The following is a 21,919-nucleotide window of genomic DNA, read 5'->3' as shown; positions in this document are numbered from 1 at the left end:
TGATGAAACAGTTAAAAACCATAATATTTTTACCTTTTTTGTTTCTAGTGCTAACAACGTGTAGTGAAGAGCAAATTGATGGTAATAGGCTTGGTTCAATAGAGGGGAAGGTAGTAAAAACGGGGTCTAATGAGCCTTTAGAGAATGTTAAGGTTTCTACAAACCCTGTTACTAGTACTGTGTTTACTGACGAAGAAGGTCATTTTGAGATAAGAAATGCCGGTGTTAAAACCTATGCGGTACAAGCGGAATTAGATGGTTATGTTACCGCTTTTGAGTCGGTTTCGGTAGTTGAAGATGCTCCCGCAGAGGTGGCTTTTGAATTGATGTTGTCAAATTCAAACAATCAGCCACCAGCTGTGCCTATATTAGTTGCGCCTGAAGATTTGGAGACAGAGGTGTCCTTTGAGGTTCAATTTACTTGGGAGGCTTCAGATCCTAATGTAGATGACGATTTAAGTTACGTGCTTGAGTTAAGAAATGGGACAACCAATGATATTGAGATTTATGAAACTGTTCAAGATACTTTTTACCTAGCCTCTAATTTAGATTTAGCTACTACGTATTTTTGGCAAGTTAAAGTAAATGACGGTGTGAATGATGATGTTGCTTCTCAAATAAGTCAATTTACTACTATTGCTTCTCCTAATAATCCTTACTTTTTTGTAAAACAAGAAGATGGAAATAGTGTTATTTATTCAGGAAATGAAGATAGTGCGAATAATAGTGAGTCAGAAATAGATGTAGGTTTGTTAAAGCTTACTAATTCAAGTAATAATAGTTTTAGGCCGCGTTCAAATCCAGTTATAGATAAAATTGCGTATTTGAGAAATGTAGGTGGTAATACCCATATTTTCACAATGAATTCTGGGGGAGGAAATAAAACTCAAGTAACTTCAGCTATTCCAATTAACGGATTTAGAATGGATGAAGTCGATTTCTGTTGGGCTCAAAATGGGAGTCAATTATACTATCCAAACTTAGATAAACTATATCGCATAAACTCAGATGGGAGTGGTTTGGTATTGGTGTTTCAAACCGTCGACGGATCTTTTATTTCAGAAGTGGAAGAATCTGCCTTTGATACAGACCTATTATTGATTAAAACAAATGATTCCGCTGGCTACAATGCTAGGCTTTTTACGTATCGTATATCTACCAGTTTGGAAGAAACTGTTATAATAGAAAATGTCGCGGGAGCTATTGGAGGTATAGATATTACTGCAAATGGCGATTTGGTTTTATATACAAGAGATGTTTCGGGAAGTGAAAATGTGAATTACAGAATCTTTGAAAGTCGCATATTTATTTTTGATATTCCATCATTGACCCAAAGTCAAGTATTAACTAATGTTTTGCCGGGTGAAAATGATTTAGATGTTAAATTCTCTCCAACTGAAGGTGGTGTTATATTCACGCGACAAGGTAATAATATGGGGGCTATTCCTGGAGTTTATAGTTTTCAATTTGGTGGATCAACACAAGAAAAATATCTTTTTAGTGCAGCATCAATGCCGGATTGGAAGTAATTATAACTTTTATCATAAATAAAGACTAAAAGCACACAATATATTTGTGTGCTTTTCATTTATAAATATCTTTGCAATTCAACAACATACTATGAGTTCTGAAATAAGTAAACGTTACAGCCAAAGAGGGGTGTCAGCTTCGAAAGAAGATGTGCATAATGCTATAAAAAACATCGATAAAGGATTGTTTCCTAAAGCGTTTTGTAAAATCGTACCCGATTATTTAACAAACGATACCGATTATTGTTTAATAATGCATGCCGATGGGGCAGGTACTAAAAGTGCCTTGGCCTATATGTATTGGAAAGAAACTGGCGATATTTCTGTATGGAAAGGGATTGCTCAAGATGCCTTAATAATGAATATTGACGATCTGCTTTGTGTGGGGGCTACCGATAATGTTATGCTGTCATCTACCATAGGGCGAAATAAGAATTTAATACCTGGAGAGGTGCTTTCAGCAATAATTAACGGTACAGAAGAACTTATTGAAGAGTTACAAGGTTTTGGTGTGACAATCCACTCTACGGGAGGTGAAACTGCCGATGTTGGTGATTTAGTGCGAACTATAATTGTAGATTCCACAGTTACCGCAAGAATGAAGCGTAGTGACGTTATTGATAATGCCAATATAAAAGCTGGTGATGTTATCGTTGGATTGGAGAGTTTCGGACAAGCGACTTACGAAAAGGAGTACAACGGTGGTATGGGGTCTAACGGATTGACTTCAGCAAGACACGATGTGTTTCATAAGTACTTGGCAGAAAAATATCCGGAAAGTTTCGATGCAGCTGTGCCTAGCGATTTAGTGTATTCAGGACAAGTGAAGTTAACAGATGCTGTCGAGAATTCACCAATAGATGCAGGAAAGTTAGTGTTGTCTGCAACACGTACCTATGCGCCAATTATTAAAAACATACTGTCTAAATTCACGAGCGATGATATTCATGGTATGGTACACTGTTCTGGAGGAGCGCAAACTAAAATTCTTCATTTTGTAGATCAGTTTCATATTGTTAAAGATAATATGTTTCCTGTGCCACCATTATTTAAATTGATACAGGAGCAGTCAAAAACAGACTGGAAAGAGATGTACCAAGTGTTTAATTGCGGTCACCGTATGGAATTATATGTTAATCTTGAGGTTGCTGAGGAAATTATAAAAATTTCTAAAAGCTATAATGTTGATGCTCAAATTATTGGTCGTGTTGAGGCGTCGGAAACAAAAAAACTTACAATTAAAAGTGAATTTGGGACGTTTACGTACTAAATACATATAGCCGATTATCTTATGAGAGTTATTTTTTTATTAGCAACCTTATGTTTTAGTGTGCATTCTTTTGCTCAGCAAAATACCATTACTGTAAAAAGCGAACAGGATTCTATAGTTGCAAAAGACAGTATAAAGCCTTGGACTATTAAAAATAAAGCAGGTTTAGACTTGAGCGAGGTGACCTTTGTGAATTGGAACGCAGGGGGAAGTAATTCTATCTCTGCACTAACTAGTTTTGTGACAGCAGCAGATTTTAAGAAAAATAACCTGACCTGGAAAAACAAGGTGTTAATAAGGCTAGGTGCTAATAAGCAAGAGGCTCAAAAGTTGCGTAAAACAGATGATGTTTTAGAAATTTCATCAAAAATGGGGTACCAAAAGGATACCGTCTCTAATTGGTATTATTCAGCGCGATTTAATTTTAAATCTCAATTTCTTTACGGGTACAGTTACCCGAATCGCGATAATCCTATATCTAAGTTTATGGCTCCCGGTTATACTTTTCTCGGTGCTGGAGCTGAGTATGGTAAAAATATAGACAAAATGTCGCTTTACTTATCACCACTTACGTATAAAGGGACTATCGTGTTAGATGATAAATTGGCAGACTCCGGAGCTTATGGTGTTGAGCCTGCGGTAAAAGATGAACAAGGAAACGTGATAAAAGATGGTCAGCGTGTGCGTTCAGAATTAGGAATCCTAATTACAAGTTCTTATGAAACAAATTTATTTCAAAATATTGATTTTAAAAGTTTGATAGAGCTGTATACCGACTATGTAAATAGTTTTGGAAATGTGGATATAAATTGGGAATTGTTAGTCAATTTTAAAGTTAATGATCATGTGAGAACAGCTTTGGGATCTCATATCATTTATGATGACGATATTAGCACGTTTAAGGAGGTCGATGGGATGCAAGTAGAGCAAGGGCCTAAAATGCAATGGAAGCAAATTCTGGGCGTCGGTGTGGTTTTTGACTTTTAGAAATAATTTTCAAAATTTGTTAACTTTCTCGTGTTGATAAATAATTAAAACCTTGATTTATAGTGTTTTAAATGAAATTATGGAAAACTTTATGATTTTCGTCATGTTTAATGTTGTAAAAATTTACGTTCTTTACACCTTCGTAGCAGAATGTAAATTTTTAAAAATTAATCTAAAATATGGCAACGCAAACACACCCTATTGCACAACCTAAAACATATTCCCAAGAAGAGGCATTTGAAGCTTCTGTCAAGTATTTTAAAGGCGACGATTTAGCTGCTCGCGTATGGATAAATAAATATGCGTTAAAAGACTCAGAAGGTAATTTATATGAGCTTACGCCAAACGATATGCATAGCCGTATTGCTAAAGAAATAGCAAGAATCGAATCGCGTTATCCAAATCCAATTTCTGAAGAAGAAATTTTCGACCTTATAAAAGATTTTAAATATATCGTGCCACAAGGAAGTCCTATGGCAGGAATAGGTAACCCTTATCAAATAGCATCGCTTTCTAACTGCTTTGTTATTGGAAATGAAGGTGACTCTGATTCTTATGGCGGTATAATGAAAATTGACCAGGAACAAGTACAATTAATGAAACGTCGTGGAGGGGTTGGTCACGATTTGTCTCACATCCGTCCCAAAGGATCGGCAGTTAAAAATTCAGCATTAACTTCAACGGGGATTGTGCCTTTTATGGAGCGCTATTCTAATTCTACTCGCGAAGTAGCTCAGGATGGCCGTCGTGGTGCCCTAATGTTGTCAGTTTCTATTAATCATCCAGATTCTGAGGATTTTATAGATGCTAAATTAGAGCAAGGTAAAGTTACAGGAGCAAATGTTTCTGTTAGAATTGACGATGAGTTTATGCGAGCGGTTAAAGCCAATACCCAATACACCCAGAAATATCCAATTTTTAGCGATAATCCGAAGTTTACTCAAACTATCGAAGCCAATAAAATTTGGAAGAAGATTGTTCATAACGCATGGAAATCGGCAGAACCAGGAATCTTATTTTGGGATACGATTATAAATGAATCTGTTCCGGATTGTTATGCAGACTTAGGCTATAAAACAGTGTCTACAAATCCTTGTGGAGAAATACCGTTATGTCCATACGATTCGTGTCGTTTATTAGCTATAAACTTGTTTTCATATGTGGAAAATCCGTTTACCGATGAAGCGACATTTAATTTCGAATTATTTAAAAAACACATTCATGTTGCTCAACGTATCATGGATGATATTATCGATTTAGAATTAGAAAAAATCGATGCTATTATAGCTAAAATTGACGCCGATCCAGAGGTTGCTGAGGTGAAGGCAACCGAAAGAAACCTATGGTTAAATATCCAGAAGAAAGCCAATGAAGGTCGAAGAACAGGAATAGGTATCACTGCAGAAGGTGATATGCTTGCTGCTTTAGGTATTAAATATGGTAGCGAAAAAGGTAATGCATTCTCTGTTGAAGTACACAAAACCCTAGGTATAGAAGCATATAGAGCTTCTGTGTATACAGCAAAAGATAGAGGAGCTTTCGCCATTTTTGATGCAGAACGTGAAAAAAACAACCCGTTTATTCAACGTCTTAAAGAGGCCGACGATAAGTTGTATTATGAAATGTTGGAGCACGGACGTAGAAATATTGCATTGTTAACAATTGCTCCAACTGGAACAACGAGTTTAATGACGCAAACGTCATCTGGAATAGAGCCTGTATTTATGCCAGTTTATAAGCGTAGAAGAAAAGTAAATCCTAATGATAAGAATGTTCAAGTCGATTTTGTTGATGAGGTAGGAGATTCATGGGAAGAGTACGTGGTATTCCATCACAGATTTAAACAATGGATGGAAGTGAATGGCTATGATGTGTCAAAAAAATATGACCAAAAAGAACTTGATACCATTGTTAAAAAATCACCATACTACCAAGCGACTTCTAACGATGTAGATTGGATGAGTAAAGTGACTATGCAAGGTGCTGTTCAGAAATGGGTAGATCATTCTATTAGTGTAACTATTAACTTACCAAACGATGCCACTGAAGAATTAGTAGGACAATTGTACCTTGAAGCTTGGGAAGCAGGTTGTAAAGGGGTAACTGTCTATAGAGATGGTTCGCGTTCAGGAGTTTTAATATCTAACGAAGAAAAAACCGAAGATGATAATCAAGAATTGTTAACCGCTTTTCCAACAAAACGCCCTGAAGAATTAGAAGCAGATGTTGTTCGTTTTCAGAATAGTAAAGAAAAATGGATCGCTTTTATTGGCCTGATTGATGGAAAACCATACGAAGTATTTACCGGTTTGGCAGATGATGAGGATGGTATTTTAATACCGCGCTGGGTAAGTAAAGGTGTGATTATGAAAAACCGAAACGAAGACGGTTCGTCGCGTTACGATTTTCAATATGAAAACAAAAGAGGGTATAAAACCACCATCGAAGGGCTTTCTCATAAGTTTAATCCGGAATTTTGGAACTATGCAAAATTGATTTCTAGTACCTTACGTCATGGTATGCCAATAGATAAAATTGTTGATTTAATCAATAGTCTGCAATTGGATAGTGAATCTATTAATACTTGGAAAAATGGTGTGGTACGCGCGTTAAAACGCTATGTGGAAGATGGAACTCAAGCCAAAGGGCAAACCTGCTCTAGTTGTAGTTCTACTAACTTAATCTACCAAGAAGGCTGTTTAACCTGTAAAGATTGTGGGTCTTCTAAATGCGGATAGTATAATTGAAAAATAAAAGTTTAAAAAGGGAAATTGGAAACAGTTTCCCTTTTTTTGTTTTAGAAAACGGAGCTGTTGCTTGTCGTTTATTCTGCTCCAATCAAACAAAGCCTTTTAGTAAGAATATAAATATAAAAGAGGTTGTGCAATCCATTAAAAATAAAAGGCTAAGAAGCTTTAGGTTGGAAAAACCAACCATTTTATAAAACCCGATTTTTTTTCGAACCCGAGCATCTTTGAGTAATAGCCAGAACATAATGACTAAAAAAAGTTTAGTGAAAATAATATGCACAAAGTCTTGACTTCCTATTAAAATCAGGATGTTAATAGAGAAGGACCACAGGAAAACGGGCTTGTAATAAGCAAATAGGCTTTTTAGCAATTTCATAAGTAGTATTAAAACGTAAAATTGTAAAAATTATTTCAGCTGTAATATTGCTCGTAAAACCCATGCTAAAAATCCATAAATTATCGTATTTTTGGCAGACATTATTTTAGAAGTTATATGTTAGAGAAATTACAAATAGTAAAGCAGCGTTTTGATGAGGTTAGTGATTTAATCATTCAACCCGATATTATTTCAGATCAAAAGCGATATGTAGAGCTTACTAGAGAGTATAAAGACTTACGCCGCCTTATGGATAAGCGTGAGCAATATTTGGAGTTAACGAATAATTTAGCCGAAGCTGAAGAGATTATTTCCGACGGTAGTGATCCAGAAATGGTGGATATGGCTAAAATGCAATATGATGAAGCTAAAGAAGGAATTCCTGTTTTAGAAGAAGAAATAAAAGTCATGTTGATTCCTAAAGACCCACAAGATTCTAAAAATGCAGTTGTAGAATTGCGTGCCGGAACAGGGGGAGATGAAGCGAGTATTTTTGCTGGAGATTTATTTAGAATGTATTCTAAATATTGTGAGAGTAGAGGTTGGACTGTAAGCACAGTAGATTATAGTGAAGGTACCAATGGTGGATTTAAAGAAATTCAGTTTGAAGTTACAGGAGATGATGTTTATGGAACTTTAAAATTTGAAGCAGGTGTTCACCGTGTTCAACGTGTTCCACAAACTGAGACACAAGGACGTGTGCATACTAGTGCGGCAACCGTAATGGTCTTTCCAGAGGCTGAAGAATTTGATGTAGAGATTAACCCAAAAGATGTTCGTGTAGATTTTTTCTGTTCGTCAGGACCTGGTGGGCAATCGGTAAACACGACGTATTCTGCAGTGCGTTTAACACACATCCCAACAGGATTAGTGGCGCAATGTCAAGATCAAAAATCACAACATAAAAATAAAGAAAAAGCGTTTAAAGTATTGCGTTCTCGACTTTATGATATGGAATTGGCTAAAAAACAAGAGGAAGATTCTGCTCTACGTGGTACTATGGTAACATCGGGAGATCGTAGTGCAAAGATTAGAACTTATAACTACTCGCAAGGACGTGTTACCGATCATAGAATTGGTTTAACACTTTACGATCTGTCTAATATTATCAATGGAGATATTCAAAGAATCCTTGATGAATTGATGTTAGCAGAAAATACCGAGAAACTGAAAGCAAACAACGATATGTTATAATAAAAAAAGCCTCTAATTTTGAGGCTTTTTTATTAATGTAACAAAACCTAAGACTAGGTTAACTTCAAAATAAACAGATAAAACTACCCTGTTTTTGGGGATTTAGTAATGACAACAGAACAGCTAACTAACGAAATCCGTAAAAAAAAATCGTTTCTATGTATTGGATTAGATGTCGATTTAAATAAAATTCCTGCTCATTTATTAGATTTAGAGGATCCTATTTTTGAATTTAATAAAGCAATAATTGATGCTACACATCATTTATGTGTCGCCTATAAACCAAATACAGCCTTCTATGAAGCTTATGGTTTAAAAGGATGGAAAGCTTTAGAGAAAACCATTAATTATCTCAACACAAAATATCCTGAGATTTTTACGATTGCAGATGCTAAGCGTGGCGATATTGGAAATACAAGTACAATGTATGCCAAAGCTTTTTTTGAAGATTTGGCTTTCGATAGTGTTACCGTGGCCCCGTATATGGGTAAGGATTCGGTAGAGCCCTTTTTAGCCTTCGATAATAAACATACTATAATGTTGGCACTTACCTCAAATACCGGAGCTTTCGATTTTCAAACTCAGAATATAGACGACAAAGCGCTGTATAAACATGTTTTAGAAATATCTAAAAGCTGGGAGAACTCCGAGCGTTTAATGTATGTGGTAGGGGCAACAAAAGCCGAATATTTTAAAGAGATTAGAACCATTGTGCCAGATAGTTTTTTACTGGTACCTGGAGTTGGTGCGCAAGGCGGGAACCTGCAAGATGTTTGCAAATATGGAATGAATAACCAAGTAGGCTTGCTTATCAATTCGTCTCGAGGAATCATATATGCCTCAAACGGTACTGATTTTGCTGCTGAAGCTGCTTCTAAGGCATTAGACCTGCAACAAGAAATGGAAATGATTTTAGGGTTATGAAACAGTTGATTACCGTTTAATTTTAAATTATTGAGGCTATGATAGTTTTAAAGCAAACACCCTTGCGGATTGTATCTTTAGTACCGTCGCAAACCGAATTGTTATACGATTTGGGTTTGGAAGATAATGTGGTCGGGATTACTAAGTTTTGTGTACATCCTGTACATTTTAAACGGACTAAAACAAATGTGGGAGGCACCAAGCAAATCCATATTGATAAGATAAAAGGGCTTAATCCAGATATCATATTATGTAATAAGGAGGAGAATACAAAAGAGATTGTAGACGCTTGTTCTGAAATCTGTAAAGTACATGTTTCAGAATTATATACAATTCAAGATACTATAGCTTTAATTAAAGAATATGGTTCTTTGTTTAACAAGCGTACCGATGCTTTAAAAATTATCAATAAAATAGAATATAACCTAAGAGATTTTCAAGACTTTATTAAGGATAAGCCCGTGTTAAAAGTGGCTTATTTTATTTGGAGAGCACCTTGGATGGTGGCTGCAAATAATACCTTTATCAACCATTTGCTAGAGCTTAATAACTTTGAGAATATTTATGCCAATTTAGAGCGTTATCCCGAAGTAGAAATAAAAAAATTACGCCTACAAGGAGATCCGGATCTCATATTGTTGTCTAGCGAACCCTATCCCTTTAAGGAAGAACATGCGTTCGAATTGGGACGATTTTCTCATCACGCAAAAACAGTGTTTGTTGATGGAGAATATTTCTCCTGGTATGGATCACGATTAATAAATGCCTTCGATTATTTTAAAACATTAAGAAATCGATTGTAAATGCTCTCCACGGGCTAAAAACTTTAACCGATTGAGCTTGTTAAGTGTTTTTAAAGCTCTAAACTCCGAAATATCACTCATTTCATGATCGGTTTGTCTTAAATTGTAAGCTTGCTCCATTAATTGCTTGTACCGTAAATCAAGCTTTTTTCTGCTTTTGAGGAGATTTTTTTGTTTCATTTTATCCTGTCTTTTAGATTATCAATCATTTAAATATAATAAATAATTGAATACTAGGCTATTGTGATTTAGGCAAATTTTGAAATTCAAATAAATTTTAACATTTTAGTTAGTTGCCAAGTGTAAACATTAAAAAAAAAGCCAATCTTTTAAAAGATTGGCTTTGTAAGTGTTTGTATATGAAGTTACTATGTGTAAATTGGCGGATTCGGGTTTAATTTTCAGACCACTATTTTTAACTAAAATCAGCGGGCACCTTATCCTTTTGTAGCGAATATAATCCCCTTTTTATTAATCTTGTAAGGCAAAAACACGTTGTAATAAATCAGTCGTTCTAGAGCCTACTTTAGTTCTTATTTCTTGCTCTTCTACGGCAATCATTTTATAGACCCCTTGTAAGGCTTCGTTGGTGACGTAATCCGTTAAATCAGGGTTAACATTACTCGTAAATGGAATGGCGTTATATTTATTAATCAGGTTTTCCCAAATTTTATCTGCACCCACTTTGCTAAAAGAGTTTTTTATAACAGGATTAAATTTACCATAAAGTTCTGTTTGGGTTTTGTTAGTTAAATACTGTGTCGCAGCATCGTTATTGCCTAACAAAATAGACTTGGCATCATTAAAAGTAATACCTTTTACAGCATTAATAAAAATAGGTGTAGCTTCACCAACAGCGTCTTCGGCCGCTCTGTTTATAGCTTTTAATCCTTCATCAGCTAGGTTTCCTAATCCGATATCGCGTAACGCTTTGTCTACTTTTTGTAATTCTTCAGGTAATAAAATCTTTACTAATTCATTGTTGTAAAACCCATTTTCCGCTGTTAATTTAGAAACCTGTTTGTCAATTCCTAAATCTAAAGCTTGGCGTAAACCAGCTGCGATATCAGTGTTTGTTAAAACGCCACCAGTTTGTTGTGGAAGTTGGTTAACTACTTGCTGTAATTCTGCACAAGCCGTGAAATTTAAAAGTAATACTATAGCGATTATTCTTTTCATTATAAGAGTTTTTTAGTTTGTGCTAAGATAAAAAATAAGTATCTATTTTATTCAGATTGTTCATTATAATGTCTGCATTCGGGCTAAGGGCTAACGCGCTGCCAATTAAAATGCTTTTACTTTTATTTTAATATTATCGTCTAAGACACTAGTCTGTAACCCCAAATTCGCATTCTTTTTAAAATAAATAAATAGAAACGAGTACTTTAGCATAATACTTGTATTAAAAAATAGTTATTAGATTAGTTAGTTGTAAAAAATGAGGAATACTAAAAATAGAAGTTTTGTATTATTAATGTGTTTGTTTATTCCAACACTGTTGTTAGCTCAAATTAATGTGTCGGAAAAAGTCCAGTTGTCTAAAACAGCATCGTCATCCGAACATGCGTTATATTTTATTGACTTTTGGGCGACATGGTGTGGCCCATGTGTTTATGCTTCAGAATACTTAAGTGTGTTGCAAAAGCAATATCCCGATCAGTTTTATGTTGTGTCGTTAAGTGAAGAGAATGCCGACAAAGTAAAGCGTTTTGTAAAAAAACGACCTACTGAGTTAGCTGTGTTTGTGGATTATAATGGGGAGACCTTTAAAAAATATTCTATTCGTTCACTGCCTTACGGGGTTGTGCTAAATGCAAAAGGAAAAGTGGTTTGGAAGGGAAGTCCAGCGGATTTTAAACCACATGATTTAAAACGTATTGCTAAGCAAAATAGAAATAAAATAGCATTAGATGAGTTGTTTGTAGTATTAGAGGATGTTAATCAAAATAACGAGAATCAAGATTATATACCCACAAAGGATTTCGAGTTTATGAAATGGGAAGGGGAGTCTTTTGAAACGCTTCAAGTGGATGAGAAACAGGACTATATTGACATAAAAGGAGGTCTTCAAGATATCCTAGCGTACGCTTTAAAAGTGCATACAAGCCAAATAGAACTTCAATCATCTAGTGATTCTCAATATCACGTGTTTGTTAAAAAGAATACAGTAGAGTATACTAATATATTGTCGGCAATTTTGAACGCCTTTAACTTACAAATGACTCAGAGAAAAGTAAATGGACCGGTTTTATCGTTAACGATCAACCATCCTACATTTTGGGATACCCATCAAATAGATTGGGGTAAGAATGCGCCACATTATTTAATTGATGATTTACAATTACAAGGTGATAACGTGTCTTTAGCAGATATAATGTATCAGTTGGGGATCTTATTAGAATTGCCAGTGGTGTCTCAGTCCACAATAAATGCTTCGACACGTCATGATTGGCAAATGCATTATAAATTCTTTGAGTTAATGCAATCGGAATTATTGGATACTTATGGCATTCAAGCCGAAAAAAAGAATATGCCTTTTGATAGCTATATATTTGATAAAAAAAAGACTCCCTAGTAGGAGTCTTTTTTCTATAGCTATTTTATAGCTTTTAGTTACCTAAAATTCTAAATTCTGTACGTCTGTTTCTTTTGTGTTCTGCGTCAGAGCAGTCAACACCATTAGAACAACGGTTTGTTAATCGTGTTTCTCCAAAACCTTTTGCAGCTAATCTATTTCTTGAAATACCTTTAGATACTAAGTAGTTAACAACTGCATTTGCACGTTGTTGTGATAAAGACATATTATAATCGTCATTACCTCTTGAATCTGTATGAGACATGATTTCGATATTAATAGGTTTTTCATTAAGCATCGGTAATAATGTTTCGTCAATAGTTTTCTTAGAAGCCGCTGTTAAACGCGCACTTGCAAGTTCGTAATAGATAGGAAGTGCTGTAGGGTTTAATAACTCACAATCTACTTCTTCCCAAGTTGTAATACCTCCTTTTTTAACTAAAACGGTTTTAGTAACAGTCTCTTGTCTTGCAGGATTGTTAACAGTTCTTGTAGATGCAGGTGTATCTACTACTTGTCTTTTAATGGTTGTGTACTCTGCTGGAATAATAATTTCTTCCATTCGTGCAGGTGTTTTAATAACACGTTTTTTGTAAGTCGCTGTTTGTTCTGGTACCGGTACACTTTCAGTTTTAGCATCAGAAACTAAGGTTGTAAACGATATGTCTCTGTGTTGTGCTGGGTACTCTACAAAACAAGCTGCAACACAGTCTTCTTTGTTTATTGAAGGACAATCCTCTAACACCCTGTATTCCCATCCTGACGTTTTTGGGTAGATTTCAAAAGTTCTAGAGTCTGTTCCAAAAGCAGCAGGTAGAACACGTAAGTTATTGCTGTTTTCTTTTTTTACATAGGGTACATCGATAGTTTCGTAAACCGCAGGAACATAAACATACTTCTTAGATTCTTCCTTAATTAGTACGGTTTCTTCTACGGTTTTGTAGGTTGCAGGAATAACTTCTAACGAGGAATACGCAGGGTACGATTGAATCGTTTCTTGAACTTCTTTAAATTCATCCTTGGTTATACATTTTACATAACACTTTCCAGGTTCTGGATTTGTTGGTAAGTCTTGAGCATAAACGGCCGATAAGCTTGCAATAAAACACAAGCTAAATAGTATTTTTAGTTTCATATTTAAAAAGGAATTTTGGTTATTAATTATTTGATAATAGTGTGTATTCGTAAATGATTTTTTAAGGGGTTAATTAAAACATTGATTACATTAATATTTCATAAGATGTTGTTTAGAAATAGTTTAAAGTTGATTGTATGCCATTCAATTTAACATAATTTTTTAACATATTAGGTGTAAAATAAAAAAATATGCTTCATAAATCGCTAGATTTTAGATAGTTGTGTTATTTGTCGGTAAAAAATGAATTTCATCTGTAGTTAGATTGTGTTCGTGACGCTATCAAAGGGGAGTCTGCTTAGACTTTTGTATTTAATAACACGGTAAATATTATTAGCATTAAAACTTATACGCTACCTATTTTAAAAGTGCTCTAAAAAGTGGGTGTTATGTGCTCTAATTTCACTTTTTATTACTGGTTATGGTGAATTGAAGCTCTTGGAGGATAGCTATAGATATTTTAAGATAGTAGCTCATAATTTTTTAATATTCCTTAAATTTGCAACTATTAATTTTTTGATAATAATACCAATGAAACAAGCAACACCATACAAACCAAAATATAAAGTTAGAATAGTAACTGCAGCTTCATTATTTGATGGACACGATGCATCTATAAATATTATGCGTCGTATTATTCAGTCTACGGGGGTCGAAGTGATTCATTTAGGTCACGACCGTAGTGTAGAGGAAGTGGTAAATACTGCAATACAAGAAGATGCTAATGCTATTTGTTTAACCTCTTACCAAGGTGGGCACAACGAGTATTTTAAGTATATGTACGACCTTTTAAAGGAAAAAGGGGCCGAACACATCAAGATTTTTGGTGGTGGAGGTGGTGTTATTTTACCTTCAGAGATTAAAGAGTTAATGGATTATGGTATCGCTCGAATTTACTCGCCAGACGATGGGCGTGCCATGGGATTACAAGGCATGATTAACGATTTAGTAAAACAATCGGATTATGCTATTGGAGATGTGCTAAACGACGAGGTCGAGCATCTAGCCGATAAAAACCCAAAAGCGATTGCGCGTGTTATTTCTTCTGCAGAAAACTTTCCGGAAGTCGCAAAATCTGCTTTAGATAAAATCCATACAAAAAATGAAAATTCTAAAACTCCAGTACTGGGAATTACAGGAACAGGGGGAGCTGGTAAATCAAGTCTAGTAGACGAATTGGTGCGTCGCTTTTTAATCGATTTTCCTGAAAAAACAGTTGGATTGGTGTCTGTCGATCCTTCAAAACGTAAAACTGGAGGGGCATTATTGGGTGATCGTATTCGTATGAATGCCATTAATTCACCTCGTGTTTACATGCGTAGTTTAGCAACACGTCAATCTAATCTAGCCCTGTCAAAATATGTAAACGAAGCCGTTCAAGTTTTAAAAGCCGCGGAATACGATTTAATTATTTTAGAAACTTCAGGTATCGGGCAATCGGATACTGAGATTATGGAGCATTCTGATGTGGCACTTTATGTGATGACCCCTGAGTTTGGAGCAGCAACACAATTAGAGAAAATAGATATGCTAGATTTCGCCGATCTAGTAGCGATAAATAAATTCGACAAACGCGGTTCGCTCGATGCGCTTCGCGATGTGAAAAAACAATATATGCGTAACAATAATCTATGGGATATTCCTCAAGATGAGTTACCAGTTTACGGTACTATAGCTTCTCAGTTTAACGATCCAGGAATGAATACGCTTTACAAAGCGATTATGGATAAGTTAGTAGAGAAAGCAGATTCAATATTAAAGTCTACCTTCGAAATTTCTCAGGAAATGAGCGAGAAAATATTCGTGATTCCGCCGAGTAGAACACGATATTTATCAGAAATCGCCGAGAATAACCGTGCTTACGATAAAACAGCCACAGAACAAGTAGAAGTAGCGCAAACTCTTTATGGTTTGTATAAAACTATAGAGTCAGTTGTTAAGAGCACTCCAGTTTTAGATAAAGCAGGGATAAGTGATGTTATTTTAGAACATGTAACAGAACAAAATCTTGATTTTGTAAAATTACTTATCGCAGAATTTGACCGTGTAAAATTAAATTTAGACCCTTATAATTGGGAAGTTATTACAGGATGGGACGCTAAAGTAAATAAATACAAAAATCCTATTTATAGCTTTATGGTCCGTGATAAAGAGATCAAAATTGAAACACATACCGAGTCTTTATCACACACACAAATCCCAAAAGTAGCCCTTCCTAAATATCAAGCATGGGGAGATATACTAAGATGGTGCTTACAAGAAAATGTACCTGGAGAATTTCCTTATACCTCAGGATTATATCCGTTTAAACGTACAGGAGAAGATCCAGCACGTATGTTTGCCGGTGAAGGAGGGCCAGAGCGTACCAATAGACGTTTTCACTATGTAAGTGCAGGACTACCCGCAAAACGTTTATCGACAGCCTTCGATAGTGTTACGCTTTACGGTAACGATCCAGATTTACGTCCGGATATCTACGGTAAAATTGGTAATGCCGGTGTAAGTATCTGTTGTTTAGACGATGCTAAAAAACTGTATTCAGGATTTAATTTAGCCCACGTATTAACCTCAGTGAGTATGACTATTAATGGTCCAGCTCCTATGTTATTAGGGTTCTTTATGAATGCGGCAATCGATCAGCAGTGTGAGATTTATATTAAAGAGAATGCATTAGAAAAAGAGGTCGAAGCTAAAATAGCTAAGATTTATAAAGATAAAGGTGTCGAAAGACCGCAGTACAATGGCGAATTACCAGAAGGTAATGACGGTTTAGGATTAATGTTATTAGGGGTTACTGGAGATCAAGTATTGCCTGCAGACGTTTATGCCGAGATTAAAAAGAATACGATAGCTCAAGTGCGTGGAACAGTTCAAGCCGATATTTTAAAAGAAGATCAAGCACAAAATACCTGTATTTTCTCTACAGAATTCGCCTTGCGTTTAATGGGGGATGTGCAAGAGTACTTTATCGAAAATAACGTGCGTAACTTTTATAGTGTTTCTATTTCTGGATACCATATTGCCGAGGCAGGAGCTAACCCAATTACACAGTTAGCGCTCACCTTATCTAATGGTTTTACTTACGTAGAATATTACCTAAGTCGCGGAATGGATATTAATAAATTCGGACCAAACTTATCATTCTTTTTCTCTAATGGAATCGATCCAGAATATGCGGTGATTGGTCGTGTGGCCAGAAAGATTTGGGCAAAAGCAATGAAAAATAAGTACGGAGCGAATGCGAGAGCACAAATGCTTAAATATCATATTCAAACTTCAGGGCGTAGTTTACATGCTCAAGAAATTGATTTTAACGATATCCGAACCACGCTACAAGCGTTATATGCGATTTACGATAACTGTAACTCACTACATACAAATGCTTACGATGAAGCGATTACAACGCCAACCGAAGAGTCTGTACGTCGTGCAATGGCTATTCAGTTAATTATTAATAAAGAATTAGGACTAGCGAAAAACGAAAACCCTATTCAAGGATCGTTTATTATTGAAGAGTTAACAGACTTGGTAGAAGAGGCTGTTTTATTAGAATTTGATAGAATTACCGAGCGTGGAGGTGTGTTAGGTGCAATGGAAACAATGTACCAACGTAGTAAAATACAAGAAGAAAGCTTGTATTATGAAACACTAAAACACAACGGTGATTTCCCAATTATTGGTGTGAATACCTTCTTAAGTTCTAAAGGTTCTCCTACAGTACAACCAGCAGAGGTGATTAGAGCAACAGAAGAAGAAAAACAAAATCAAATTAAAACACTTCGTAACTTACATCAGGCAAATGATACAACAGTCTTATTAAAAGATCTTCAAGATAGAGCGATTAAAAACGAAAATATTTTCGAAGCTTTAATGGATGTGTGTAAAGTATGTTCTCTTGGTGAGATTACCGCTGCATTATTTGAAGTTGGAGGTCAGTATAGAAGAAATATGTAATACTTGTCACAGTATACTATTGAAAAGGCAGCTTACGAGCTGCCTTTTTTTATGAGGTACTTTTATTAACTTTACGAGATTAAACAAATAGATAATGCAACATACTTTTAAAGCTTTGGTAAATTGGACAGTAAACGAGGGGGAGCAGACCAATAACCCGCGTGCATTTAGTCGTAATCATACCATTCATATTTCAGATTCTAAACCCGATTTACCGGTTTCGGCAGCAAAAGCCTTTCGTGGAGAGGATAGCTTATATAATCCTGAAGATCTTATGTTATCGGCTTTGGCATCATGTCATTTAATGTCCTATTTATATGTGTGCGCTCAACATAAAGTTGAGGTCGTCAAGTATACCGATAATGCAGAAGCTTTTTTAGAGGTTGAGTTTTCCGGACGAGGCTCTTTTAGTCGGGCCCTTTTAAAACCGCAAGTCTTAATTAAAGAGCGCTCACAAATTGATTTGGCTAAACGCTTACACCAAGACGCGCATCAGTTGTGTTTTATTGCTAATTCGTGTAATTTTCCTATCACTGTAGAAGCGACCGTCTCTGCTGTGGGGAATTAAAGAGGTGTTATAGACTTAATAACTCACTCTTAAATTAGTACCAGAATACGCACAATTTATGAAGAAAGAGGAGAAGAATAGAGAAAAAAATAAGACACCATGGCCGACAAAAAAAGTAATGGAACAGGTTTACGACATTAATCTTTGGGGGACTAATGGCTCACCTTTTTATTCGGGTGAAGGGTCGCATAGCTCGGAGCTCGTAAATCCTTATGTGGAGGTGGTGACTACTTTTTTTAAGTCTTTTGAAAAGCCACTAACGGTTTGTGATTTGGGCTGTGGAGATTTTAATGTAGGTAAAGCTTTAATAGGGTTTACCAAAAGGTATGTTGCTGTTGATATTGTTCCCGATTTAGTAGCCCATAATTCAAGACAATTTAAAGCTGATAATTTAGAATTTCATTGTTTAGATATTGCGGTAGATGATTTGCCTTCTGGTGACTGTGCATTAGTACGTCAAGTGTTACAGCATCTATCCAATGCTGAAGTCCAACAGGTTTTAGTTAAGCTTAAAGCTTTTAAGTACGTTGTTTTGACCGAGCATATCCCTGAGGGCGATTTCATTCCTAATAAAGACATTATATCTGGTCAGGGCATTCGCATAAAAAAACAAAGCGGATTAGAGGTGTTGGCAGCACCGTTTAGTTTAAAACCACAAGCCGTTCAACAGTTGCTTACAGTGCAATTAAAAAAAGGGAAAGGTCGTGTAGTAACCAATTTGTATACGATGTTTTGATTATTTACTTTGTAATTGAAGTAAGGGCTGAATTATATTTTAATAAGGAGCAAAAAAAAGCTGATACTATGTTGTTACACATGGTATCAGCTTTTTAAAAAATAAACTAAAATCCTTATTTTTATTTGCTTAGTTAAACTTGTATGTCACACCAACATTAAGTCCGAAAGAAGAATAAGGTACTTTCTGAGATAATTCTTTAGAATCGTCAGATTCTGTATGAGATAATTCATCAACGTAAGTTGTTTTCTTGTTGTAACCTGCTGGTAAGTTATCGATAGTGTAAACACCTTCTGCAACAACAGTTCCGTCTGCCGTTTTAAAGTCTGTGTTAAATTCTACGATTTCAGAATCTTTACGTTTTAAGCTAATACCGTAGTATTCTGCTTCAACAAATAAACCAAAGTTGCCACCTAAGTCGAATTTGTATCCTAAAGCTCCAACAAATCCTAATGGGAATTGCCCGTGGTAATCTTCAACATAATCTGTTTCAGAATAAGATCCTTGAGGTAAACCTAAGAATGCTGCTTCAGCATCAGAAAACGTCGATTTTTGGTTTACTACAGCTTCCGTTTTTCCTCCTAATTTTAAAAGGGCTCCGAAACGTCCGTAAATATTGTTTGTAAACTTGTATACTATAGAAGCTGATGCTCCAAAAGCACGTGCTCTAGCTACAGCATCTACTTCAAGACCTGGCATAGTTACATCAGATATTGTTTGGTCATCTCCTTGTAAGTAACCAAAAGCTAAATCAGCTCCAAACGTATCATTAAAAAAATAGGTACCTCTTAGTTGTACATTAGCACCATTACCATAACTTCCGTAATAGTTTTCTGTTCCTGAAGCTGTAACTGTTTCACCTAATTTCATTCCTGCACTACTAAGTGCGTAACCTGTGCTAGCAGAAATTTCAAATTGTGCGTAAGACATTGTGCTCATTAAAAACACTGCTAAAAGTACTAGTTTTTGTTTCATAATTTTTGATTTTAAATTTGGGGCAATTTAAAGTTAATAATACACATAAACAACACTGTTAAAGAAATCTTAAGGCGGTAAATAGTTAAAATAAAATGTACGAATTAAGGCTGTAATTCTAAACGTAGGCTTATTGCCTTATTATCAGCTGTCTATGGTTTGGGTAGGCTTTTGAATATTGAAAACTTTACGAAAACAGCGTAACTATTTTAACATTAAAACGGTGGCTATTAGTGGTCATTTACAATCAAAAAGACGACTATTTTAAGTGAGATTGTCATTAATTAAGTAGATTAATAGTCGGTTTAGAAGGCGTGAAAGATCGATAAAAGTCTGTGAAATGTAAGGCGTAGAGATGCGTTTTATTCCGTTTTAAAAATAATAACATCTAAAATGCATCTTTTTAGAGAAGGTGTCGTCTATTATATGAACATTAAAAAATAGACCAATGAAAACTACCGAATGTACTTGTAACTGTACGAATTGTAAAGCCGGAAATTGTGCAAACTGCACCTGTGATAATTGTACTTGTCAAAATTGCAACTGTTAAGTTGTATTAAATATGATGCTTAACAGCGTTTCATTTAGTAACTTTAATCTAAATAAACGCTGTTTTTATTCTCACTGTATGACAACAAAAGCCATTTGGAAACTTTATGCGCAAGACCTTAAACACTTTATACTAAGTAAAGTGAAAGATGACACCGTGACCGATGATTTATTACAAGATACTTTTATTAAAATACATACCAAACACAATAGTATTCGTGATGATAGTAAACTAAAAGCATGGGTGTTTTCTATTGCCCGTTATACGGTTTATGACTACTTTAGAAAAAACCGACTATCAACTTCTATTGATAAGGAGGAGTTGCTTTGTATTGAAGAGACTAAAGAAGGAACACATACCGAGCAAGATTGTTTACGTGGAATTATAAAAAATCTGCCTAAAAAATACCGCACACCATTATTTTTAGCGGATATAAAGGGTATGAAGCAAGCAAAAATTGCCCAGGAATTGGAATTGCCTTTACCTACAGTAAAGTCTCAGATACAACGTGCACGAACACTAATCACAAAAGGATTTATGGAGTGTTGCGGTTTTAAATTAAATGATGAAGGTTATTTGGTGGGTGAATTACAAGATAAAGCAGACTGTAAGGTTTGTGCACACTAAAGTGTTAACATCCAGTGGTTTTTAATCGCTCTGAATTTTCGTAATTCCTTTCTTAATACCGGTAAATAATCCTTACCATTACTTCTAGATTTCTCTAATCGGTAACAGTTTCTATATAAAGCATTGGTAAGACGTTCTAAGGAAGCGATATGTTTTTGCTTTTTTACAGCACAACGCTCTAATTCTACATTTATAATTTCTGGCGCAAGTGAAACAGATTGTTGCACGATATCACCACTAAAGTAAATATGCTCGTCTTCAGAACCGTCTGGTTTTAAGTGTGATAAGTCTTGATTTAAATACGAGGAAATACTACGTGATAAAATAAAAATTTCTAAGGCCTTTTGATATACAGGCAATTCAGAAAGGTGAGCAGGCAGTAGTGTAGACATTATTACAGAATCAATTTTACTCAAAAATAGGTACAAGTTTGCAAGAAGTACTTTTTATTTTAAAGCATATGCTTATATTTGCTTTAATTATTAATTAATATTTGTAAAAAATCTTTAATATGAGTGTCGACTCACTTAATTGGAAAATATTGAATTGTTTACAGGATAATGCAAGGTTATCAAACGCCGAAATTGGACGTCGTGTAGGTATAACTTCTCCTGCAGTTTCAGAGCGTATAAAGAAAATGGAGGATCTCGGAATTATACAAGGCTATCATACTACAATATCTTCTTTTGAAGCCGGATACCAATTAAAAGCTTTAATTACCCTACGTGCTTTTATGGGGAAATTAAAACCGTTTCTAGAAAAAGTAAAAACCTATGAGGAGGTAGTTAATTGTTATCGCATTACAGGAAATGAAAACTTTGTAATGGAAGTCGTTTTAAAAAACCAAAAGCATTTGGAGCTTTTTATCGATCAGTTAATTAGTTACGGAGAGACTAAAACACAAATTGTGTTATCGCATGTCGTTAAAAATAATAGTATAAAAAAAGCAGGAGTTTAAGGTCTTAA

At 35.2% G+C, this 21,919-nt stretch carries 19 protein-coding genes; 14 read left to right on the top strand and 5 right to left on the bottom strand.

The window, feature by feature from the left end:
* The first annotated feature begins 2 nt into the window (after positions 1-2).
* The 8 genes from BLV64_RS00990 (at position 3) to BLV64_RS00955 (ending at position 9,833) form a co-directional block, all read left to right on the top strand.
* Positions 3-1,529: a carboxypeptidase regulatory-like domain-containing protein gene (locus BLV64_RS00990; RefSeq protein WP_092131254.1), complete on the top strand. Its 1,527-nt coding sequence runs from the start codon at positions 3-5 to the stop codon at positions 1,527-1,529.
* 91 nt (positions 1,530-1,620) lie between these two features.
* The gene (locus tag BLV64_RS00985) at positions 1,621-2,799 is read left to right on the top strand and encodes an AIR synthase related protein (protein ID WP_092131253.1); all 1,179 of its coding nucleotides are present in this window, start codon (positions 1,621-1,623) and stop codon (positions 2,797-2,799) included.
* A 21-nt stretch (positions 2,800-2,820) separates the two neighbouring features.
* Complete coding sequence (locus tag BLV64_RS00980; protein ID WP_092131251.1) at positions 2,821-3,786, top strand: DUF3078 domain-containing protein; 966 nt, start codon at positions 2,821-2,823, stop codon at positions 3,784-3,786.
* Positions 3,787-3,965: 179 nt separating this feature from the next.
* A complete protein-coding gene (locus BLV64_RS00975) occupies positions 3,966-6,524 on the top strand; it encodes an adenosylcobalamin-dependent ribonucleoside-diphosphate reductase (protein ID WP_092131249.1) in 2,559 nt (852 codons plus the stop codon).
* 5 nt (positions 6,525-6,529) lie between these two features.
* A complete protein-coding gene (locus BLV64_RS14495) occupies positions 6,530-6,730 on the top strand; it encodes a hypothetical protein (protein ID WP_177165279.1) in 201 nt (66 codons plus the stop codon).
* 299 nt (positions 6,731-7,029) lie between these two features.
* Positions 7,030-8,106: a peptide chain release factor 1 gene (gene prfA / locus BLV64_RS00965; RefSeq protein ID WP_092131245.1), complete on the top strand. Its 1,077-nt coding sequence runs from the start codon at positions 7,030-7,032 to the stop codon at positions 8,104-8,106.
* A gap of 108 nt (positions 8,107-8,214) precedes the next feature.
* Entirely contained in the window at positions 8,215-9,030 is an 816-nt protein-coding gene (gene pyrF, locus BLV64_RS00960) for an orotidine-5'-phosphate decarboxylase (protein ID WP_092131243.1), read from the top strand.
* 38 nt (positions 9,031-9,068) lie between these two features.
* Positions 9,069-9,833 (top strand): ABC transporter substrate-binding protein, encoded by a 765-nt coding sequence (locus BLV64_RS00955; RefSeq protein WP_092131241.1) that lies wholly within the window; start codon positions 9,069-9,071, stop codon positions 9,831-9,833.
* On the opposite strand, the gene BLV64_RS00950 is transcribed toward BLV64_RS00955, so the two are convergent.
* A complete protein-coding gene (locus tag BLV64_RS00950) occupies positions 9,816-10,013 on the bottom strand; it encodes a Lacal_2735 family protein (protein WP_092131239.1) in 198 nt (65 codons plus the stop codon). The genes BLV64_RS00955 and BLV64_RS00950 overlap by 18 nt on opposite strands.
* A gap of 291 nt (positions 10,014-10,304) precedes the next feature.
* Positions 10,305-11,012 (bottom strand): DUF4197 domain-containing protein, encoded by a 708-nt coding sequence (locus BLV64_RS00945; RefSeq protein ID WP_092131237.1) that lies wholly within the window; start codon positions 11,010-11,012, stop codon positions 10,305-10,307.
* Between the two features lie 259 nt (positions 11,013-11,271).
* On the opposite strand from BLV64_RS00945, the gene BLV64_RS00940 reads away from it, so the two are divergent.
* Positions 11,272-12,408 carry a TlpA family protein disulfide reductase gene (locus BLV64_RS00940; RefSeq protein WP_092131235.1) on the top strand — a complete coding sequence of 379 codons (1,137 nt, stop codon included), beginning with the start codon at positions 11,272-11,274 and terminating at the stop codon, positions 12,406-12,408.
* Positions 12,409-12,442: 34 nt separating this feature from the next.
* Here the strand turns inward: BLV64_RS00940 and BLV64_RS00935 are convergent, their stop codons facing one another.
* Positions 12,443-13,543 carry an OmpA family protein gene (locus BLV64_RS00935; RefSeq protein ID WP_092131233.1) on the bottom strand — a complete coding sequence of 367 codons (1,101 nt, stop codon included), beginning with the start codon at positions 13,541-13,543 and terminating at the stop codon, positions 12,443-12,445.
* Between the two features lie 531 nt (positions 13,544-14,074).
* On the opposite strand from BLV64_RS00935, the gene BLV64_RS00930 reads away from it, so the two are divergent.
* From BLV64_RS00930 to BLV64_RS00920, 3 genes are all read left to right on the top strand, one after another.
* Positions 14,075-17,497 (top strand): methylmalonyl-CoA mutase family protein, encoded by a 3,423-nt coding sequence (locus tag BLV64_RS00930; protein ID WP_092131231.1) that lies wholly within the window; start codon positions 14,075-14,077, stop codon positions 17,495-17,497.
* Positions 17,498-17,591: 94 nt separating this feature from the next.
* Positions 17,592-18,065, top strand: a complete 474-nt coding sequence (locus BLV64_RS00925; protein ID WP_177165278.1) for an OsmC family protein — start codon at positions 17,592-17,594, stop codon at positions 18,063-18,065.
* 58 nt (positions 18,066-18,123) lie between these two features.
* Positions 18,124-18,801, top strand: a complete 678-nt coding sequence (locus tag BLV64_RS00920; protein WP_092131227.1) for a class I SAM-dependent methyltransferase — start codon at positions 18,124-18,126, stop codon at positions 18,799-18,801.
* Positions 18,802-18,930: 129 nt separating this feature from the next.
* Here BLV64_RS00920 and BLV64_RS00915 read toward each other — a convergent pair whose 3' ends face one another.
* Entirely contained in the window at positions 18,931-19,776 is an 846-nt protein-coding gene (locus BLV64_RS00915) for an outer membrane beta-barrel protein (RefSeq protein WP_092131225.1), read from the bottom strand.
* A 628-nt stretch (positions 19,777-20,404) separates the two neighbouring features.
* On the opposite strand from BLV64_RS00915, the gene BLV64_RS00910 reads away from it, so the two are divergent.
* Positions 20,405-20,953 carry a sigma-70 family RNA polymerase sigma factor gene (locus BLV64_RS00910; RefSeq protein ID WP_092131223.1) on the top strand — a complete coding sequence of 183 codons (549 nt, stop codon included), beginning with the start codon at positions 20,405-20,407 and terminating at the stop codon, positions 20,951-20,953.
* On the opposite strand, the gene BLV64_RS00905 is transcribed toward BLV64_RS00910, so the two are convergent.
* Entirely contained in the window at positions 20,950-21,345 is a 396-nt protein-coding gene (locus BLV64_RS00905) for a hypothetical protein (RefSeq protein WP_092131221.1), read from the bottom strand. The two genes, BLV64_RS00910 and BLV64_RS00905, sit on opposite strands and share 4 nt — an antisense overlap.
* Positions 21,346-21,464: 119 nt before the next feature.
* Between BLV64_RS00905 and BLV64_RS00900 the strand changes: the two genes are divergently transcribed.
* A complete protein-coding gene (locus tag BLV64_RS00900) occupies positions 21,465-21,911 on the top strand; it encodes an Lrp/AsnC family transcriptional regulator (protein ID WP_092131219.1) in 447 nt (148 codons plus the stop codon).
* Positions 21,912-21,919 lie beyond the last annotated feature (8 nt).

Origin of the sequence: Bizionia paragorgiae (assembly GCF_900107625.1) — a bacterium.
Classification (GTDB): Bacteria; Bacteroidota; Bacteroidia; order Flavobacteriales; family Flavobacteriaceae; genus Bizionia; species Bizionia paragorgiae.
Note: the sequence above shows the minus strand (reverse complement) of the source record. Positions and strands in the feature narration are given on the sequence as shown.

What these genes read in the sequence shown, in the direction of transcription:
- BLV64_RS00910 (WP_092131223.1), top strand. Translation starts at nt 20,405, where the DNA reads ATGACAACAAAAGCCATTTGGAAACTTTATGCGCAAGACCTTAAACAC.
- BLV64_RS00940 (WP_092131235.1), top strand. Translation starts at nt 11,272, where the DNA reads ATGAGGAATACTAAAAATAGAAGTTTTGTATTATTAATGTGTTTGTTT.
- BLV64_RS00950 (WP_092131239.1), bottom strand. Translation starts at nt 10,013, where the DNA reads ATGAAACAAAAAAATCTCCTCAAAAGCAGAAAAAAGCTTGATTTACGG.
- BLV64_RS00975 (WP_092131249.1), top strand. Translation starts at nt 3,966, where the DNA reads ATGGCAACGCAAACACACCCTATTGCACAACCTAAAACATATTCCCAA.
- pyrF (WP_092131243.1), top strand. Translation starts at nt 8,215, where the DNA reads ATGACAACAGAACAGCTAACTAACGAAATCCGTAAAAAAAAATCGTTT.
- BLV64_RS00915 (WP_092131225.1), bottom strand. Translation starts at nt 19,776, where the DNA reads ATGAAACAAAAACTAGTACTTTTAGCAGTGTTTTTAATGAGCACAATG.
- prfA (WP_092131245.1), top strand. Translation starts at nt 7,030, where the DNA reads ATGTTAGAGAAATTACAAATAGTAAAGCAGCGTTTTGATGAGGTTAGT.
- BLV64_RS00955 (WP_092131241.1), top strand. Translation starts at nt 9,069, where the DNA reads ATGATAGTTTTAAAGCAAACACCCTTGCGGATTGTATCTTTAGTACCG.
- BLV64_RS00925 (WP_177165278.1), top strand. Translation starts at nt 17,592, where the DNA reads ATGCAACATACTTTTAAAGCTTTGGTAAATTGGACAGTAAACGAGGGG.
- BLV64_RS00905 (WP_092131221.1), bottom strand. Translation starts at nt 21,345, where the DNA reads ATGTCTACACTACTGCCTGCTCACCTTTCTGAATTGCCTGTATATCAA.
- BLV64_RS00945 (WP_092131237.1), bottom strand. Translation starts at nt 11,012, where the DNA reads ATGAAAAGAATAATCGCTATAGTATTACTTTTAAATTTCACGGCTTGT.
- BLV64_RS00990 (WP_092131254.1), top strand. Translation starts at nt 3, where the DNA reads ATGAAACAGTTAAAAACCATAATATTTTTACCTTTTTTGTTTCTAGTG.
- BLV64_RS00980 (WP_092131251.1), top strand. Translation starts at nt 2,821, where the DNA reads ATGAGAGTTATTTTTTTATTAGCAACCTTATGTTTTAGTGTGCATTCT.
- BLV64_RS00930 (WP_092131231.1), top strand. Translation starts at nt 14,075, where the DNA reads ATGAAACAAGCAACACCATACAAACCAAAATATAAAGTTAGAATAGTA.
- BLV64_RS00985 (WP_092131253.1), top strand. Translation starts at nt 1,621, where the DNA reads ATGAGTTCTGAAATAAGTAAACGTTACAGCCAAAGAGGGGTGTCAGCT.
- BLV64_RS00900 (WP_092131219.1), top strand. Translation starts at nt 21,465, where the DNA reads ATGAGTGTCGACTCACTTAATTGGAAAATATTGAATTGTTTACAGGAT.
- BLV64_RS00935 (WP_092131233.1), bottom strand. Translation starts at nt 13,543, where the DNA reads ATGAAACTAAAAATACTATTTAGCTTGTGTTTTATTGCAAGCTTATCG.
- BLV64_RS00920 (WP_092131227.1), top strand. Translation starts at nt 18,124, where the DNA reads ATGAAGAAAGAGGAGAAGAATAGAGAAAAAAATAAGACACCATGGCCG.